Genomic DNA, 17,963 nt, shown 5'->3' on the forward strand with positions numbered 1-17,963 from the left:
TGAAAAATAGGCGTACACAGGGACGTCCTATTTTTCAGTTAAGCGCTATAAAAACGCTCCGTCATAAATTGTGCCGCCAAGATCAAAGCCGGAGCGGTCATCTGAAATAAAGCGTAAACAACAACCGAAGTGATACCCGCCCGCATCCTTTACATATAAACGGGGCTTCCCGGCAAACGGAGCACAGCGCCGCTGCCTCTCAGTCATTCTATCGTTTTGATTCACATCAAGCAGGATAAAATCTAAACGTTAAGCTAGTCCACAAGTACATAAATCAGTGCGGCGTCCCTGCCGTATGTCACAGCCTGCATAATCAACAGTCCGTTCGCTGATTAAGAGTTCTGATATCAGTTCATTTTTGTTACAATGATGGGGTGCAAGTTCTTTTATCTGATAGACAAAGAAAAACTAGGAGGAACAAGCTTGTTGAAATCAAAAGTCCATTTTTGGACATTGCAAATTTTATTTGTTTTGCTGATTATTTTCGTAGCAACAAAAGTTTCATTTGTGTTTCAGCCGTTTATCGTGTTTATCTCGACATTGTTTTTCCCGATGCTGATTGCCGGAATTCTGTATTTTATTTTTAATCCGGTCGTCCGACTGCTTGAGAAAAAAATGCCGCGGACATTATCGATTCTGCTCATCTATTTAGCATTTATCGGCTTGCTAGCCTTTGTTTCTGCGGCAGTCGGGCCTGTCATTACATCGCAGGTGACCGGGCTGTTTAACAATCTTCCTGAATATATAAAACAGATTCAGGCATTGACAAAGGATTTATCTCACTCTCAGTGGTTTACCTGGATGATGACACAGGATTATGTATCCATATCAAAAATTGAGCAGTCTCTGACAAGCTTTCTCCAAAACCTGCCGCAAAATATTACATCCAGTTTATCGGCGGTGTTTGGTGTCGTGACAAATATCACACTTGTCATTATCACTGTTCCGTTTATCCTCTTTTATATGCTGAAGGATGGACACCGCTTTCCGCACCTGGCAGTCAAAATTCTTCCGGCTTCTTACCGGACAGAAGGTCTAAAGATCTTTAAGGATTTATCCGACACACTCGCTGCGTATTTTCAGGGACAGCTGTTAATCTGTCTTTTTGTAGGGACAGCGTGCTTTATCGGATACTTGATTACCGGGCTGCCATATGCGCTGATTCTTGGAATTGTCATGGCCATTACAAATATCATTCCTTATGTCGGGCCTTTTCTCGGCGCTGCGCCGGCTGTTATTATCGGCTTTATGGATTCACCGGCCAAAGCGCTTTTTGCGATCATTGTGGTTGTGATCGTTCAGCAGCTCGACGGAAATCTGCTTTCTCCGCTCGTTATCGGAAAACGTTTGAATACGCACCCGCTTACCATCATTTTGCTGTTGATTGGAGCAGGAAGCTTCGGCGGCATTCTCGGCATGATTTTAGCTGTGCCGGTGTATGCGGTAGTCAAGGCATTTTTCTTGAATATCGTGCGGCTGATCAAGCTGCGCCAGCGGTCACGCCTTGAAGAAAACGAACGTCCCGCTGAATAGGCGGGCACCATTGGCTCCTTTCCGCATATGATGCTGTAAATCAGTGCGGAGGTGGGGAAATGCCTGCGATTGTAGGGCCGATATATATTATGTCTATATCAGGTGATGCTGCGGCCAGCTTTGGAGATGTGTTTGCGATTGCGCCGAAAAGCGTCGATCACACAGGTGCTGGGTCTGGCACATTTCAGCTGGGGGATTTTGTGAAGATCAATAACGAATATAGTAAAACAATTTTAAACGATGCCGATATCATTGATGATACCGTTTCGTTTAACGGGTAACAGCCTTTTCTAGAGAGGCTGTTGCTTTTTTATTGTATAATATGGATAGTCTTTTAGTTAGCGAGGTCATGTTATGAAAATCAGAAAAGCAAATATCAGCACACAAACAGGAATGATCACTGATGTATATCTGCATGAAAACAGAAAAGAGCTGCATACGCTAGTAGCCGTTCCGCAGCTGGAGTGGAGCACGATTATTTCATACGAGGAAGAAAAATCATCGCTGCCTGAACGGCTGGAGGCTTCTTTACGCCGGCATACAGAGGACGAGCCTGCTGGTGAGCTGGCAAAAAAAATCATTCACTGGGTAACGGAAATGTAACAGCCCTTGAAAGTTTAGCCCCCGCAGGATCAGGCGATAATGAAGACAAACAAGACGGGAGGACGAGCTTTTGAGTGATGAAACGCTGGATCTCTATTTACAGCAAGGAATGTACGGGCCGCTGGAAACAAAACCAGATGAGCGCCATTTGTTTTTAGGCTCATTGCGGGAAAGAGTGCTTTTGGCACTGACGAAAGGGCAGGTGCTCAGAAGCAAACCGTATCACGAAGCGGAGCAAGCGTTTAAACGCAATAAAAATATATCTCTTCTTATCAATGGAGAGCTTCAATATCAGTCTTATTCACCTTATGTAAAAATGGCGAACCGAAACGGAGTGCCTTTTAAAGTCGTATCTGATCTTCAGTTTCATACGCCTTTAGGCCTTATCATTGCGGCGGACAGTGCGGTAAATCATGAATCTATATATATTCAGGACGACATTTTTAACCGATCGGTGCTGAAATCTTAAGAGACAAACGGACCGTTTGTCTTTTTATTCATGGCAATTCCCTTACAACGGGAGATAAGATATAATGTTCTCATACTGATGGCGGGGAGGCCGGCTATGAAAAAAGCACTTATTTGTATTGATTATACGAATGATTTTGTGGCGAGTGATGGAAAATTGACCTGCGGGGAGCCCGGCAGAATGACTGAAGAGGCGATCGTCAATTTGACAGAAAACTTTATCACAAACGGTGATTACGTCGTATTTGCAGTAGATTCTCACAATGAAGGGGATCAATATCACCCTGAAACCCGTCTGTTCCCACCGCATAATATTAAGGGTACGGAAGGAAAAGACCTGTACGGAAAGCTTTTGCCTCTATATCAGAAACATGCACATGATCATAATGTATATTACATGGAAAAAACGAGATATTCTGCTTTTGCGGGTACTGATTTAGAACTGAAACTCAGAGAGCGGCAGATTGGCGAGCTGCATTTAGCCGGCGTCTGCACAGATATCTGTGTCTTGCATACAGCGGTTGATGCATACAACAAAGGTTTCCGGATTGTTGTGCATAAACAGGCTGTTGCCAGCTTTAATCAGGAGGGGCATACGTGGGCTCTTTCCCATTTTGCAAACAGCATCGGAGCGCAAGTGGCAGAGTAAGGAAGGGGAAAAACAGTGTTAGAGTACGGTTTTAAAGATGACAGCCTGTCATTACATACAGACCTTTATCAAATCAATATGGCGGAAACTTACTGGAGAGACGGCATTCATGAAAAGAAAGCGATTTTTGAGCTTTTTTTCAGAAAGCTTCCGTTTGAGAATGGCTATGCGGTTTTTGCGGGCTTGGAAAAAGCCATTGAATATCTGGAAAACTTCAAGTTTACCGATAGTGACCTGACTTATTTACGAGATGAGCTTGGCTACCATGAAGATTTTATTGATTATTTGAGCGGTTTATCTTTTACAGGTTCTCTTTATTCCATGAAAGAAGGAGAGCTGGTTTTTAACAATGAGCCGATTATGAGGGTGGAAGCTCCCCTTGTAGAAGCGCAGCTTATTGAAACAGCTTTGCTTAATATTGTGAATTACCAAACATTAATCGCGACAAAAGCAGCGCGCATCAAAGGCGTCATTGGCGATGAAATTGCACTTGAATTCGGAACAAGACGGGCGCATGAAATGGATGCGGCTATGTGGGGAGCGAGAGCAGCGTTAATCGGCGGCTTCAGCGCGACAAGCAATGTAAGAGCCGGAAAGCGCTTTAATATCCCGGTATCAGGCACACATGCCCATGCGCTAGTGCAGGCCTACCGCGATGAATATACAGCGTTCAAAAAATACGCGGAAACGCATAAGGATTGCGTCTTCTTAGTCGACACGTATGATACGCTTCGTTCAGGCATGCCGAATGCGATTAAAGTGGCCAAGGAATTCGGAGACCGCATCAACTTCATTGGCATCCGCCTGGATAGCGGCGATTTGGCTTACCTGTCAAAAAAAGCCCGGAAAATGCTTGATGAAGCAGGTTTTACAGACGCGAAAGTCATTGCGTCAAGCGACCTGGATGAGCATACAATTATGAATTTAAAGGCTCAGGGAGCGCGCATAGATGTCTGGGGTGTCGGCACGAAGTTGATTACAGCTTATGACCAGCCGGCTCTCGGCGCGGTTTATAAGCTCGTCTCCATCGAAGAAAACGGAGAAATGGTCGACACGATCAAAATTTCATCCAACCCTGACAAAGTGACGACACCTGGCAGAAAGAAAGTGTACCGGATTATTAATCAGTTAAATCATCATTCTGAAGGAGATTACATTGCACTTTATGACGAGCAGGTGAATGACCAGAAGCGGCTGAGAATGTTCCACCCGGTTCATACCTTCATCAGCAAATTCGTCACGAATTTCTATGCGAAGGATCTTCACGAGCTGATTTTTGAAAAAGGCATTTTATGCTACCAGAACCCTGAGATTTCTGACATTCAGCAATATGTACAAGACAACCTCAGCCTTCTGTGGGAGGAATATAAGAGAATCAGCAAACCTGAAGAATACCCGGTTGATTTAAGCGAGGACTGCTGGAGCAACAAAATGCAGCGGATCCATGAAGTGAAAAGCAGACTGGAAGAAGAGCTCGAAGAATAAAGCAAACTGGCCTTTCGTTCGCGAAGAGGCCAGTTTTTTTGTGGGAATAATATTTTTCATGTTTAGACAAATTTCGTCAAATTATTTGATATACTTAGGGTGGAAAGCCGCGTGTTTTGTAAGGAGGATAAATCAATGAGGGTGTTTGTTGCAAGACAGCCTATATTTAATAGAAAAGAACAGGTTGTCGCTTATGAACTTTTATATAGAGAGAGCGAAGAGAATGTGTATTCCGCTGCAGACGGCGATCAGGCTACAACAGATTTGGTGATTAACAGCTTTTTAAACATCGGAATCGAGAAGCTGACGGAAGGAAAACGCTGTTTTGTCAATTTCACTGAAAGCCTGATGTTTTCGGATCTCCCCACCTCCTTCAATCCAAAACAGCTTGTGATTGAAATCCTTGAAGATATACCGATCACTCCGGCTCTCGTCTCAAGGTGCAGAGAGCTGAAAAAAATGGGGTATACGCTGGCACTCGATGATTTTTACGCGATAAACCCGAAAAATGAAAAATTATTGGAAAAGCTCATGAGCTATATTGATATATTGAAAGTTGATTTTCTTAAAACCACCCGATTGGAACGCCGAAACATTTTGCAAACCTACAGCTATTGCGGCCTGATTTTTTTAGCTGAGAAAGTAGAAACACGCAAAGAATATGAACAAGCGGCGCAAGATGGCTTTCAGTTATTCCAAGGCTACTTTTTCAGCGAACCGCGCATCATCAGCGGCCATGATCTGTCGACCCATTTTTATTCTTACTATGAATTGCTCAACGAATTAAGCAAAGAGCAGCCTAACATCCAGCGTGTAACTGAGTACATAGAACGTGATTTATCGCTGTCATATCAAATTTTAAAATTCTTAAACTCTTCCCATAGCCGCTTAACCCAAAAGATCGACAGCATTAAGCAGGCTATCATGCTTCTTGGGTTTAACGAAATCAAACGGTGGATATACATCCTTTCCTTTAAGGATTTAAGCAGAAAAGGGAATTCGAGCAAACACGAAATTATAAAAATTTCTTTAATGAGAGCAAAGCTATGTGAACTGTTGGCAAGAAAAACAGCGCGCCCGCAGCCGGCCTCGTATATGCTGATCGGGATGTTTTCTCTCATAGACACCCTTTTGCACAGAGAAATAGAAGAGATTATTCAAGAATTGCCTTTAATAGATGAAGTCGGTCAAGCGTTATTAGGTCATCAAAATGACTATTACCAAATGCTTGAGCTTGTGAAGTTAATCGAAACCAACAATTGGGACTCTTGCGGAGAATTAGCAAAAGAATTGGACAAGGAAGAAGCGTACGACTGTTATTTGGAAGCCTTGGAGTGGTGTCATAAGCTCATGGGCGAAAAGTAATTGCGGTCTTCTGACCACCGCAACGCCAAGGTGATTCGGCTTTGCGTGCTGATCAGGCTGATGTATATGCCATCGGGATTAAAGACCGAATCAACATCATGCCGGACGCCTGTCTGTTTGATCAGACGTTTTACTGTCTGTTTATCTGACTGCTCCGCTGCGGTCATGATGCGGCGCGAAAGCTCCTGTGACCCCGCAATGCGCCTAAGTACAAGCTGAGCATCAGCGAGCAGCCCGGCGGCATCCTGTGCGGAACGGATAAAGGTTTCTGTATTGGCGGCAGGAGCGGGCGGGCGGCGTATGTCGTACGGATAGACGTAGAACCAAGGATAAGGATATCTCATGCAAGCACCTCGCAAAAAGGGGATATGTCTATATGTATAGGTCACTCAGGTGCTGGATATGACAAAGCGAAAAGGCCACAACTTTGCGTTGCGGTCTTTTCGGTGTTTGTCGGTCACGATACGCCAAGAATCGCATATTGAATTTTGAAAAAGCGGAGAGGGGGACTATAGTCTTACATTGTGAAACAGATAAACACAATAAAAACAAGGGAATTAAGAATCTTTCTCAATTTCATCCGAAATCACCGTTTTTCCGAATAGAGAAATAGTCCTGTTCTTATTGTGATTCCTTTGAGCATAAGGGCCTATTGATATTTGCGGTGTCACGCAGGATCTTTTTGTATACTTTTCGGTGAAAAATAAGCCGAAACCAGATACACTATTAGTAACAGATCAAATACCTAGGACTCGTTCACCATACACAATTCATTGATCTTTCAAAAAAAGGAGTGTGGAAACGATGGAAAAGAAACTTGAAGAAGTAAAACAATTATTATTCCGACTCGAACTTGATATTAAAGAAACGACAGATTCATTACGAAACATTAACAAAAGCATTGATCAGCTCGATAAATACACATACGCAATGAAAATTTCGTAAAAAAGACTTGGAAACAAGTCTTTTTTTTCGTTCTACCCATACAATAAATGGATAAAGTATTATATGATTGTTAAAAAACGAAAAACCTGCTGTCCTTGAACAAAAGGGTTTAGTAAAATAAAGTGAGGGATTCATATAGCTAAGAAATTAACTCTAAAAGCAGAAAATGTAAAGGTTACAATAAACCATATTCTTAAAAAAAATGGTGTGAATAAAGAATTAAGTAAATATGTTTTAAATTTTGCTGATACAAAAAATAACTTTCCATTCGCCGAGCTAGCTTTAGATCATTACTTGGCTTTTGGAGGGAATGATTTTGAAGAAATATTAGATTTAGGAACAGGGATTGAACTCCTTATCTTAGCGGCAGATATTTTTGATGATATACAAGATAAGGATCGCCCAAATGCAGAATGGATGAAGGTTGATCATGCTGTATCTTTAAATATTGCAACCTTGATTTATACGTTAGCTCTCCAAGTCATATCCTCTAGAGATACGGAAGGGTTACTGCTCAAGACAGCTCTAAAATATATCGTCCAAGCCATGGAAGGTCAACACATTGATTTGCTGGATAATACACTAACTGAAAAACAATGTATTGCAATGATAAAGAAAAAATCAGGAGCGTTGACTGCTTTAGCGAGTATGCTGGGTGCTGTACTCGCAACTAAACATCATCAGCCAGATGTAGAACAGTATGCTTTCTATATAGGCGTTGCGGCACAATTAAAAAATGATTTATTTGAAATAATGTATATGAATAATATAGATACTCTTTTCAAAAAGACAAACTTGGCAATTCAATTCTTAGAGAAAAAGTTCAATACAGCATCAGTTGAATTGTTAAGAAATAACTTTCGGCAGTCGGAATTAAAACAACTTCTCTTGGAATCTGGAGTTATACATTATATGTCAGTAATGATTAATATATATAATTTGAAAGTTGAAAATGGACTCAAAAAGTCAAATTTAACTTTAGAAAACAAAAACTATTTAATTAACAAAATTTGTGATAAGAGGGTGGATGAAAATGCAGGAAATAGTAAATTATTTAGTTCGTAATCCCGAAATTGTTCAAAAATTGATGAGAGAAGAAGTCAGTATTATAGGTTTAGATAAAGAAGAGGTGAAAGGAGTACTGCTTGGATTTGATCAATTGATCTCAATGAGTTCTAAAGACGAAATATACTGGAAACCGTCATGAAACAGGAGAGAATATGAAATTATCTAAAAATACGTATTCCGTTATATTAATTTTACTCAGCATGTCTTATATTTTCTATTTAACTTATATAAATGTAAATAATCTATTTGTAGGAGCCACCGCAAATGTTAATAACAAAGGTCAAATAGAAATTACCAGAGTGTCAGATTACACAATGGCTTATTATGCAGGTGTCAAAAAAGGCGACATTGTAATTAAAATTAATCAGAATCAGAATGTTGAACCAAAAGATTTAAAACAGAATACATTAAAAAACGTTAGATCTATGACAGTTATAAGATCTGGTGAAATAGTTGAACTCAAAAACTTAAGTTTAATAAGTGAAGACAACTTATTTGTTTATTTAATACCTGTTATTTTCTTCTTCGTATGCCTTAGTTGTATTATCCTTATTTTAAAAATTAATAAGGAAAAAAATTTAGTTTCAGCTTTTATATTGATCATCTTTTTACTCACTACTGGTATGGCATATGTAAGTGCGGGAGGTTCGTCAAAAGGAGATCTAATAAGTCGATATGTAAATGTTATAACTTTAATATCCGTACCTGTAAATTATCTCTTGTTTATCTACCAATATATTAAGGAATTTGGATACAAGATTTTTAATGGGAAAATTTTTGTTGTTTTATATACAGTCCCTGTTATTAATGTAATATTAGAGTTGTTTAGAAATTGCTTTGATAGAGGAGTTTTGGGAAAGGTTAATTTAGTTTCAATATCTCTTCTTTATTTAATAGCTTTATTTTTCATTGCTGTAGGCTTAATAAAGCACAAAAAAACAGAGCAAGCAAATATTCTTAAGACTTTTCTTTTGATTAATATTTTTGCTTTCTCACCATTTGTATTCTTGTTTGTGGCACCTTACATTATTTTTGATGACTATTATGTTTCTTCTTTTTTGGTTGCGCCTTTTCTTTTATTAATTCCGTTTTCTTTAGTTTATCAATTTATGACTAATAAAATCTATGAAATTGATTTTATCATCGGGCGGTTGAAATATTATAGTCTTTTAGCTGTCACTCCTACTCTGCTTATTATTACAATTTATGACCTTGTACAAGAGCCAAATTCAGAATTTTATACGTTTAAACTAACTTTGCTTACGTATATTATTATGCTGGCTGTGTTTTATTCCAAAGAGCTCTTAGATTTTCGTTTCCGTTTAAAGCGTTTTTCTGAAAAACATAATTATCAGGATAGTATATTCAAGTTTACTCAAATAATTAAAGGAGCTTCATCGTTAAAACAAGTATTCACTGAACTTGAATCTACTCTTCTTGAAGTTTTGATGATTAGTAAAGTATGTGTTTTAGAAGTCGAAGGAGACTTAAATGTAAGATACTTTTTTAATGATAATGAGAAAAAATTATGGGAGCCGTATTCTCATCAATTAGCCGAAACGACCAGAGAAATCGGCAAAATAGTTCAGGTGGATAAAGGTTTTTTTATGAAAATAGGGGAACGGGGCAGTAAATCATACATTGTTTTATGTTTATCATTCATGAATACTCCCAAGCTGACTTGGGATGAGATTTCTTGGTTAAAAACCTTATCATTCTACACAAGCATTACGATGGAGAACGTGCTTAAAATCGAAGAACTTATGAATCATCTCGAAGATTTAAAGAAACAGGAGACAAACCCGGTCTGGCTCAAAAAGCTGCTGTTTACCATCGAAGAAAAACAACGCTCTGATCTCGCCCGCGATCTCCACGATTCAGTTCTTCAGGATTTGATTTCATTAAAACGGCAGTGTGAGCTGTTTTTGGCTGATTTTAAGAAGGATGATGATCCATGCCGTGAAGAGGTGCAGGACAAGCTCGTGCAGATGAATGAGCAGATGTCTGATGTGATTTCGATGACGAGGGAGACGTGTCATGAATTGCGGCCGCAGCTTTTGTATGATTTGGGACTGGTGAAGGCGCTGTCTAAGCTGGTGGCGCAGCAGCAGGAGCGGGTTCCGTTTCATATCCGCTTAAATACCGGCAGATTTACGGCGTCGCTTGATTTGGATTCGCAGCTGAATTTGTACCGGATCATTCAAGAGTTTTTATCAAACGCAGTGAAACACTCTCAGGCGACGGAAGTGCTTATCATGCTGATCAGTATTCAGAACAAAATTGTTCTTCATTATGAGGATGATGGTGTCGGATTTGATCTAGAGAAAAATAACGAACATTCCATGAGTATGGGTCTTTCTGGCATTAAGGAGCGAGTCAGGGCTTTAGATGGACGCCTCCGAATCGAAACAAGTGAAGGAAAGGGCTTTAAGGCCGATATTGAAATGGAATTGTAATGGTTTTATAACGTAAACGACTTGGCAGAAGCCAAGTCTTTTTTATAAAATGGAAATGAGTGAGTAAAAGGGAGGAAAACATGAAAAAGATACTAGTGATTGATGACCATCCGGCTGTCATGGAAGGCACCAAGACAATTTTGGAAACGGATTCGAATTTGTCTGTTGATTGTCTCAGTCCTGAACCCAGCGAACAGTTCATACACCAGCATGATTTCTCATCATATGATCTCATCTTAATGGATTTGAACTTAGGCGGCGATGTCAATGGGATGGAGCTTTCTAAACAGATTTTACAAGAGAATCCTCATTGTAAAATTATCGTATATACCGGTTATGAGGTCGAGGATTATTTTGAGGAAGCGATTCGTGCGGGTCTGCACGGCGCCATCAGCAAAACCGAATCAAAGGAAAAGATCACCCAATACATATATCACGTGCTCAACGGAGACATTTTAGTCGATTTCGCTTACTTTAAACAGCTGATGACTCAGCAAAAAACAAAGCCGGCCCCTTCCTCTCAAAAAGAACAAGATGTGCTCACACCAAGAGAATGCCTGATTCTTCAAGAAGTTGAAAAAGGTTTTACCAACCAAGAAATAGCAGATGCGCTTCATTTAAGCAAGCGGTCCATCGAATACAGCCTGACGTCGATTTTCAACAAGCTTAATGTCGGTTCCCGGACGGAAGCGGTGTTGATTGCAAAATCAGACGGTGTGCTTTAAATAAGGGAGTTAAAACTATGGATATGAAACATACATTGCTTGGCGCGCTGGGAATTGAAATTGTAGAAAGCACAGCGGAACGCTGCGTGGCAGTGATGCCGGTGGATCACCGGACCGTCCAGCCCTTTGGTTATTTGCATGGAGGCGCTTCAGTGGCTCTTGCGGAAACTGCGGCGAGTGTGGGTGCCCAGCATCTAATCGATTCTCGTACACAAGCTTGTGTCGGTTTGGAGATTAACGCCAATCATCTGAAATCTGTCAAGGAAGGAACGGTAAAGGCGGTAGCCGAGCCCGTTCATAAAGGCAGAACGACCATTGTGTATCAGATTCACATTTATGACGAGCAAGAGAGGCTGATCTGTATATCCAGATGCACGCTGGCTGTCATCACAAAATAAAAAAACAGCCGGAACTCTGCCTGTCCGGCTGCTCATTTTTATAGGTAAGAATCCTCTTTTCGTTTAATCACAAAGTTTCTGATTCCGTTATAGTCATCCTGTACACTTCTTTCATCCAGCTTGACGCCAGAGTTGTACGCAGCTCGGCAGATCAAGTGTCCCCCGACCGGCGTCGTAATAAAGATAAAGAAAATCCCGAGCAGAATTTTTGCTGATATCTCTCCTGTTATAAACCACAAAAAGAAGAAGACACCGAGCAAAATCATATTTACCCCTAACGTTGAGCCTTTAGAAGCAGCGTGAGAGCGTGTGTACATATCGGGAAGGCGAAGCGTCCCGAAGGAAGCCGCAAGACAGATTAGCGCCCCCATTAGGATCAATATCGCCACTGCTATTTTAGCGATCACGATCATTTTCGATAATCTCTCCTTTCTCTAAGAACTTAGAAAACGCAATGGTTCCGATAAAAGACAAAATACCCAGCAATAATATGATATCAAGAAAAATACTCGTATTCAGCAGGATGGAGACAAGCGCTGTCATCGCTATCAGATTAATGCCGATTGCATCCAGAGCCACGACCCGGTCAGGAACAGTCGGCCCTTTGATGACACGAACGACATACAACAGGGTGGACACCGCCATAATGCCGAGCGCGATTTGAAGGATTAACGTAAACATCAGCGGCTCACCTCCTGTATGGCTTTTTCAAATGACTCACGAATATCAAAAATCGCTTTTTCCGCATCCTCAATATCCATCGCGTGAATATAGAGAATGGTCCGGTCATCGGAAATATCCATGACCAATGTTCCCGGCGTTAATGTAATAAGCAGTGAAAGCAGGGTAATTTCCCAATCCTTTGTCAGCTCTGTTTTAAATGCGAATATGCCTGGTTTGATATCCATTTTTGGCGACAGGACTGTTTTCAGCACACTGACGTTGGCAAGGTATAATTCCCTTATAAAGATCAAAAAAAGTTTGATAATCGAAAACATTTTCCATAGATAAAACGGATGAGCAAGGAAGCGCCGGAAGAAGAAGAGAGAGATCATTCCCAGGATAAAGCCTGTGATGAATCCGGCGGCGCTTGCGTCATTGCTCAGGAACATCCAGCAAAAAGCGAGAAACACATTTAATAAAATTTGAAATGCCATGCGATCTACTCCTTCAAAACAGCTTCAATATATTTTTCCGGATTCAGCAAAGTCTCGGCCGCTTGATCAACGTACGGCGACACCCATTCTGTACCCAATCCGAAGAGAAGAGACAGCAAGAGAAAAATAGCTGCCGGATATAGAAGCCCTTTAGCTGTTCTAAGATTTTGCTTCGGTGTTTCTTTTTCTTCGCCCCAAAACGCATGGATAAAGATTCTTAACACGGAATACAGGACGAGCAGGCTTGAAAGCAGGATCAGCATGGAAATCGTAAATTCACCTTCAGCGAAGCCGCCTTCTGCAATTTTAAATTTGCCTACAAATCCGCTGAGAGGCGGGATGCCGGCAAGAGATACAGCCGACATGAAGAACATCCATCCAAGAACGGGGTATCGCTTGATCAGCCCGCCCATTCGTTGCAGGCTTGCTGTTCCTGTCAAAGCGATCAGCGTACCTGCCAGCATAAATAATGCGCCTTTAATCAGCATGTCGTGAATCAGGTAGTAAATCGCACCTTGAATGGATGCGGGCGTTTGAACTGCAACACCGAACAAAATAACGCCGACAGCAGTAATAATGTTATAGATCACGATTTTCATGACATTCTGATAGGCAAGTGAACCGATGACACCGAAGATGACAGTGAGAGCCGCGAGCCATATCATCAGCTGGTGGGTAAACGCTGTATCGTGAATGAAAATCAGTGTGAACACTCTTGTGATCGCATATAATCCGACCTTTGTCAGCAAGGCGCCGAACAATGCGGAGATGGCTGCCGGCGGCGCGTAATAAGAGCCGGGAAGCCAAAAGTAGAGAGGGAAAATCCCGCCCTTCATACCAAACACGATAAGTAACAGGACACCGATTACAGTAATCAGCCCAGTTTGTCCGGATTCGCTGATTCTCACACTTAAATCCGCCATGTTTAATGTGCCGGTCACCGCGTATAAAAAGCCGACGCCGATGACAAACAATGCTGATGACACAATATTAAACACAATGTATTTAAGCGACTCCCGCAGCTGAATTTTTGTGCCGCCTAATACAATCAGCATATAAGAAGCAATAAGCAGAAGCTCGAAAAATACGTACATATTAAATAAATCGCCTGTTAAAAACGCTCCGCTTACACCAGCCAGCAAAAACTGCACGCCGGAATAATAAAAGGCACGTTCCCGTTTTTCACCGATAGAACGGAAGGAATAAAGCACAACCAATAATCCGATGACTGCCGTGGTGAGAACAAGCAGGCTGGCAAATTGATCTGCAACAAGCACAATTCCGTAGGGGGCTTTCCAGCCGCCCAAACTGAGTGTCTGGATGCCCTTAGTAAAGACAGTCTGTACGAGTATACCGCTGATCACAATCCCGATTGCCGACGCCGCAGTGCTGAAGATCCGCATGAGCATGATGTGTTTGTTCATGAAAATCAGCAGAATGGCGGACAGGAGCGGGATCAGAATTGGCAATATAACAAAATTATTCATGTTGATCATTTCCCCTCATTTGATCCAAATCGTCCGATTTCAATTCCTGATAGGCCCGAAACGCCATGACGAGGATGAAGGATGTAACTCCAAATGAAATGACAATAGCCGTCAAAATCAGGGCTTGCGGAAGCGGATCGACAAATGACTTGGCATGCTCGCTCAAAATCGGAGCGGCGCCTTTTTTTAATCCTCCCATAGTTAAAAGCATTAAATGAACGCCGTGGCTCAAAAGCGCTGTTCCGATAATGACCCGAAGCAGGCTTTTAGACAGCAGCAAATACGTAGCAGCCATAAAAATAATACCGGCTGTAACAGCCATTAAGATTTCCATTATTCTTCCTCTCCAATCGTTTGAATAATGGTCATCGTAATGCCTACGACAACAAGATAAACACCTAAATCAAAAAGCGTCGCCGTGGCGAGCTCCGTTTTCCCTAAAATCGGCAGATGAAAGTAACCGAATGTGTGGGTTAAGAAGGGCGCTCCGAAGACAAAGGAGCCAACTCCTGTTAAGACAGCGAGCAGAAGACCGGCTCCCGCGACGTAAATGAAATTAACCGGCAAAATGGAACGCACAGTTTTTAAATCATAAGCCAGCAGCAGCAAAACGATGGAAGAGGATGTGATCAGCCCGCCGACAAATCCTCCTCCAGGCGCGTTATGGCCTGATAAAAATAAATAGAAAGAGAAAAGCAATATGATAAAGGATACAAGCTTTGTCACGGTCTGCAAAATGAGGTCGTTTGTTTTTTGTTCATTCACCGCTTTTCCCCTCCTCTTTTACTTTTGTTTTAATCATGCTGAAGATGCCGAGAGCGGCAATCGTTAATACTGTAATTTCAAACATTGTATCAAAGCCCCTGAAATCAACGAGAATGACATTGACGACATTATCCCCTCCGCCAAGATCGTGGCTGTGCTTTGTAAAGAAGGAGGCGATACTGTCTTTTGTCCGCTGGCTTGAGGATGCAATACCGAGCAGGGTGACAATAATGCCGACTCCTAAAGCAATGATAAAGTTTGTCATTCGGAACGTTCTCGTTTTCTTTTTCAGCCGCAGTTTCGGCAAATGATAGAAACAAAGCAGAAACAGGGCGACGGAAATCGTCTCAATGACCAGCTGGGTCAAAGCCAAATCGGGCGCTCTGAAAATAACAAAAAACAATGCAAGCGTATAACCGACAACACCAAGTGAAATAATCGCCGTCAGTCTGGATCGGGCGAATACAGTCGCCGCTGTCGCACTGATCATGACAAGTGTCAGAATCATTTCGTATATGCCGATTTTCGCCATACCCTCAGTTGTAAAGGAAAATCCGCCTTTCAAAACGAGAGCCCCGCTCATCAGAATGATAAATCCAGCGAAGATACACAGAAGATAATCCCGCAAAAATCCGGTCATATATTGTTTTGTCACTCGATAAGAGCCTTTTTCCATGATGGTCAGGAGCTTCTCGTATAACCGATTGAGCGTGAGTTTCGATGGAAACAGCTTATAGATCCCTTTCCACTTGTTTATCGTCAAGTATCCGATTGTACCGACAGCGATAATGCCCAGTGTCATCAGAACTTCGGCTGTAAACCCGTGCCACTGCGAAATATGAACATGAAACTTCTCATGGCTGTCCAGCAGTGTCGGATAGATTGAATTCATCGCAGGCTCTATCAAGCTGTAGGACAATATATTCGGGAAAAAGAAGAGACTGACAGCGAGCGCAACAAGAATGACAGGTGATACGAGCATTCCAATCGGCGCTTCATGAGCCTGTTTTTCGAGTTTTTCAGGCTGGTAATTGCCTTTAAATGTTTTAAACAGCAGTTTCATGCTGTAGATAAATGTAAACACACTTCCTGCCCAAGCGAGGACAGGGAACAGCGCTCCCCACGTCTGGACGTTGAACAAATCGACATGTGTGACACGAAGCATGCTGGTGAAAAACATTTCTTTACTCAAAAATCCGTTAAACGGCGGGAGACCAGCCATTGAAAATGTGCCAATCAAGGAAATCGTAAATGTAATCGGCATGATCGCCATCAGTCCGCCGAGCTTTCTGACGTCCCGTGTGCCTGTTTCATGATCAATGATGCCGACTGCCATAAACAAGCTTCCTTTAAAGGTAGCATGATTGATGAGATGGAAAATGGCAGCCATGGCGGCAACTGTGTAATATTCTGTATGGCCGTAATGCAGGGCTGCAGCGCTGACACCAAGCATCGAGATGATCATGCCGAGCTGGCTGACGGTTGAAAACGCCAAAATGGATTTTAAGTCGGTTTGTTTGACGGCATGGAATGAACCCCAAACCATGGTGAAAATCCCGACGAGAGAAACAATCCAAAACCACTGAGCTGAAAAGGCGAAAATAGGGCTGAATCTTGCAATCACATAAATTCCCGCTTTGACCATTGTGGCTGAATGGAGATACGCGCTGACAGGCGTCGGCGCTTCCATGGCGTCAGGCAGCCAAATGTAAAAAGGAAACTGGGCGGACTTTGTAAATGCGCCTAGTAAAATCAAAATCATCGCCGGAATAAATAGATCATGGCCGGCAATCAACTGAACCTGATTGATCATTTCTCTGATACTGAATGAATCTGTGATCAGATAAAGGAGAATGAATCCTCCCAGCATACACAGTCCGCCGCTTACCGTAATCAAGAGCGATTTTGCGGCGCCGTAGCGAGATTTTTCACGCTTGTACCAATATCCAATGAGCAAAAAGGACGAAAGGCTGGTAAGCTCCCAAAACATGTAGAGAACCATGACGTTGTCAACAAGAACAACACCGAGCATAGCGCCCATGAACATTAATAAATAGACATAAAAAGGCCCAAGCTGTTCTTTTTCTTTCGATAAATAAAAAATACTGTAAAGAGTGACCAACGAGCCGATCCCCGTTATCAGTAAGGCGAATAGCAGTCCGAGACCGTCTACATAAACGGTAAAGTTAATGCCTAATGAAGGAATCCACTCCAATACGGATCGTAATGTTTCTCCCGACTGAGTCATTCTGATCATTGGAAGAAAGTATATAAACAGCAAGACGGGCAGGATCAGAACAAACCAGCCCGTATGCACTCTTTTTGCGTATTTTGCCAGAAAGGGAATGATAAAAGCAAATACAAAAGGCGATAAAATAGCAAAATGTAAGAGCTGCAAAGACAAGACCTCCTTTTCTTTAATTGAAACCGGTTCTATGTATAAATAATTAGAATATACGGTCAAACGACCCAGTCCAAATTATATCGCACTTTTTTGGAAGCCGCCATGCTTCAACCTGCCGCGAATGAATTTTACAAGTTCTTTTGACCTTAAAATAAGTTTAACAAAAATCAGGTCATTTGTATATTTAAAATCGCTCCTGATCAAGCTGTATGTAAGGAGCTGATCATGGTGAAGAGAAAGGTCCTTATGTGCTCAGGTTTATTCTGCTCGATATGTGCAGGGGCATTCATGCTGAATCAATATGACGGCCGTGCCCGTGTGGCAGACAATGATGATTGGGAACTGTATTTATTGGAGCACCACCTGTCAACTAAAATGAGTGAGGCGGAATCTAAGGATAGGCCGTTTGGGCCCAGGGAGTATATGCGGATTGTGAACAAATAAAAAAAGAGTTC

Annotated in this window: 22 protein-coding genes; 14 read left to right on the forward strand and 8 right to left on the reverse strand. The window is 41.9% G+C overall.

Features of this window, described 5'->3' with window-relative positions; all coding sequences use genetic code 11:
* Positions 1–423: 423 nt before the first annotated feature.
* The 7 genes from DIC78_RS15260 (at position 424) to DIC78_RS15290 (ending at position 6,103) form a co-directional block, all read left to right on the forward strand.
* The gene (locus DIC78_RS15260) at positions 424–1,533 is read left to right on the forward strand and encodes an AI-2E family transporter (protein ID WP_059292639.1); all 1,110 of its coding nucleotides are present in this window, start codon (positions 424–426) and stop codon (positions 1,531–1,533) included.
* Positions 1,534–1,592: 59 nt separating this feature from the next.
* Positions 1,593–1,814, forward strand: a complete 222-nt coding sequence (locus tag DIC78_RS15265) for a spore germination protein (protein WP_044158952.1) — start codon at positions 1,593–1,595, stop codon at positions 1,812–1,814.
* Positions 1,815–1,887: 73 nt separating this feature from the next.
* Positions 1,888–2,136 carry a YueH family protein gene (locus DIC78_RS15270; protein ID WP_024122689.1) on the forward strand — a complete coding sequence of 83 codons (249 nt, stop codon included), beginning with the start codon at positions 1,888–1,890 and terminating at the stop codon, positions 2,134–2,136.
* A gap of 109 nt (positions 2,137–2,245) precedes the next feature.
* Positions 2,246–2,605 (forward strand): YueI family protein, encoded by a 360-nt coding sequence (locus DIC78_RS15275; RefSeq protein ID WP_420867036.1) that lies wholly within the window; start codon positions 2,246–2,248, stop codon positions 2,603–2,605.
* Positions 2,606–2,701: 96 nt separating this feature from the next.
* A complete protein-coding gene (locus DIC78_RS15280; protein ID WP_127696526.1) occupies positions 2,702–3,253 on the forward strand; it encodes a cysteine hydrolase family protein in 552 nt (183 codons plus the stop codon).
* A gap of 15 nt (positions 3,254–3,268) precedes the next feature.
* Positions 3,269–4,738, forward strand: coding sequence for a nicotinate phosphoribosyltransferase (locus tag DIC78_RS15285; protein WP_024122686.1), 1,470 nt, complete (start codon positions 3,269–3,271; stop codon positions 4,736–4,738).
* A gap of 135 nt (positions 4,739–4,873) precedes the next feature.
* Positions 4,874–6,103: an EAL and HDOD domain-containing protein gene (locus DIC78_RS15290; protein ID WP_127696527.1), complete on the forward strand. Its 1,230-nt coding sequence runs from the start codon at positions 4,874–4,876 to the stop codon at positions 6,101–6,103.
* Here DIC78_RS15290 and DIC78_RS15295 read toward each other — a convergent pair.
* A complete protein-coding gene (locus DIC78_RS15295; protein ID WP_106022008.1) occupies positions 6,079–6,447 on the reverse strand; it encodes a YuzC family spore coat inner layer protein in 369 nt (122 codons plus the stop codon). The two genes, DIC78_RS15290 and DIC78_RS15295, sit on opposite strands and share 25 nt — an antisense overlap.
* 460 nt (positions 6,448–6,907) lie before the next feature.
* Here DIC78_RS15295 and degQ point away from each other — a divergent pair, with 460 nt between their 5' ends.
* The 6 genes from degQ (at position 6,908) to DIC78_RS15325 (ending at position 11,695) form a co-directional block, all read left to right on the forward strand.
* On the forward strand, positions 6,908–7,048 hold the full coding sequence (gene degQ / locus DIC78_RS15300; RefSeq protein ID WP_024122683.1) for a degradation enzyme regulation protein DegQ: 141 nt from the start codon (positions 6,908–6,910) through the stop codon (positions 7,046–7,048).
* Between the two features lie 207 nt (positions 7,049–7,255).
* Positions 7,256–8,113, forward strand: a complete 858-nt coding sequence (locus DIC78_RS15305; protein ID WP_164848141.1) for a polyprenyl synthetase family protein — start codon at positions 7,256–7,258, stop codon at positions 8,111–8,113.
* Positions 8,082–8,255, forward strand: coding sequence for a competence pheromone ComX (gene comX, locus DIC78_RS15310; RefSeq protein WP_127696529.1), 174 nt, complete (start codon positions 8,082–8,084; stop codon positions 8,253–8,255). The genes DIC78_RS15305 and comX overlap by 32 nt, the downstream gene beginning before the upstream one ends.
* Before the next feature lie 13 nt (positions 8,256–8,268).
* The gene (locus DIC78_RS15315) at positions 8,269–10,572 is read left to right on the forward strand and encodes a histidine kinase (protein WP_127696530.1); all 2,304 of its coding nucleotides are present in this window, start codon (positions 8,269–8,271) and stop codon (positions 10,570–10,572) included.
* Positions 10,573–10,652: 80 nt separating this feature from the next.
* Positions 10,653–11,297, forward strand: coding sequence for a two-component system response regulator ComA (gene comA / locus DIC78_RS15320; protein ID WP_024122680.1), 645 nt, complete (start codon positions 10,653–10,655; stop codon positions 11,295–11,297).
* Positions 11,298–11,314: 17 nt separating this feature from the next.
* Positions 11,315–11,695 (forward strand): hotdog fold thioesterase, encoded by a 381-nt coding sequence (locus DIC78_RS15325; protein ID WP_044158943.1) that lies wholly within the window; start codon positions 11,315–11,317, stop codon positions 11,693–11,695.
* A gap of 38 nt (positions 11,696–11,733) precedes the next feature.
* Here DIC78_RS15325 and mnhG read toward each other — a convergent pair whose 3' ends face one another.
* The 7 genes from mnhG to DIC78_RS15360 are packed head-to-tail and all read right to left on the reverse strand — an operon-like array spanning position 11,734 to position 17,502.
* Positions 11,734–12,108 (reverse strand): monovalent cation/H(+) antiporter subunit G, encoded by a 375-nt coding sequence (gene mnhG / locus DIC78_RS15330; protein WP_024122678.1) that lies wholly within the window; start codon positions 12,106–12,108, stop codon positions 11,734–11,736.
* Positions 12,092–12,376, reverse strand: a complete 285-nt coding sequence (locus tag DIC78_RS15335; protein WP_024122677.1) for a Na(+)/H(+) antiporter subunit F1 — start codon at positions 12,374–12,376, stop codon at positions 12,092–12,094. The genes mnhG and DIC78_RS15335 overlap by 17 nt, the downstream gene beginning before the upstream one ends.
* Positions 12,376–12,852, reverse strand: coding sequence for a Na+/H+ antiporter subunit E (locus DIC78_RS15340; protein WP_024122676.1), 477 nt, complete (start codon positions 12,850–12,852; stop codon positions 12,376–12,378). Before DIC78_RS15340 ends, DIC78_RS15335 begins: the two co-directional genes overlap by 1 nt.
* Positions 12,853–12,857: 5 nt before the next feature.
* The gene (locus DIC78_RS15345) at positions 12,858–14,339 is read right to left on the reverse strand and encodes a Na+/H+ antiporter subunit D (protein ID WP_106022012.1); all 1,482 of its coding nucleotides are present in this window, start codon (positions 14,337–14,339) and stop codon (positions 12,858–12,860) included.
* Positions 14,332–14,673, reverse strand: coding sequence for a Na(+)/H(+) antiporter subunit C (locus DIC78_RS15350; protein WP_095713974.1), 342 nt, complete (start codon positions 14,671–14,673; stop codon positions 14,332–14,334). The genes DIC78_RS15345 and DIC78_RS15350 overlap by 8 nt, the downstream gene beginning before the upstream one ends.
* Positions 14,673–15,104 (reverse strand): Na(+)/H(+) antiporter subunit B, encoded by a 432-nt coding sequence (locus tag DIC78_RS15355; RefSeq protein WP_024122673.1) that lies wholly within the window; start codon positions 15,102–15,104, stop codon positions 14,673–14,675. The genes DIC78_RS15350 and DIC78_RS15355 overlap by 1 nt, the downstream gene beginning before the upstream one ends.
* A complete protein-coding gene (locus tag DIC78_RS15360; protein ID WP_127696531.1) occupies positions 15,097–17,502 on the reverse strand; it encodes a Na+/H+ antiporter subunit A in 2,406 nt (801 codons plus the stop codon). The genes DIC78_RS15355 and DIC78_RS15360 overlap by 8 nt, the downstream gene beginning before the upstream one ends.
* A 234-nt stretch (positions 17,503–17,736) precedes the next feature.
* Here DIC78_RS15360 and DIC78_RS15365 point away from each other — a divergent pair, with 234 nt between their 5' ends.
* Positions 17,737–17,952 carry a hypothetical protein gene (locus DIC78_RS15365; RefSeq protein ID WP_099043587.1) on the forward strand — a complete coding sequence of 72 codons (216 nt, stop codon included), beginning with the start codon at positions 17,737–17,739 and terminating at the stop codon, positions 17,950–17,952.
* Positions 17,953–17,963 lie beyond the last annotated feature (11 nt).

The organism is Bacillus halotolerans (assembly GCF_004006435.1).
In the GTDB taxonomy this organism is placed as follows: Bacteria; Bacillota; Bacilli; order Bacillales; family Bacillaceae; genus Bacillus; species Bacillus halotolerans.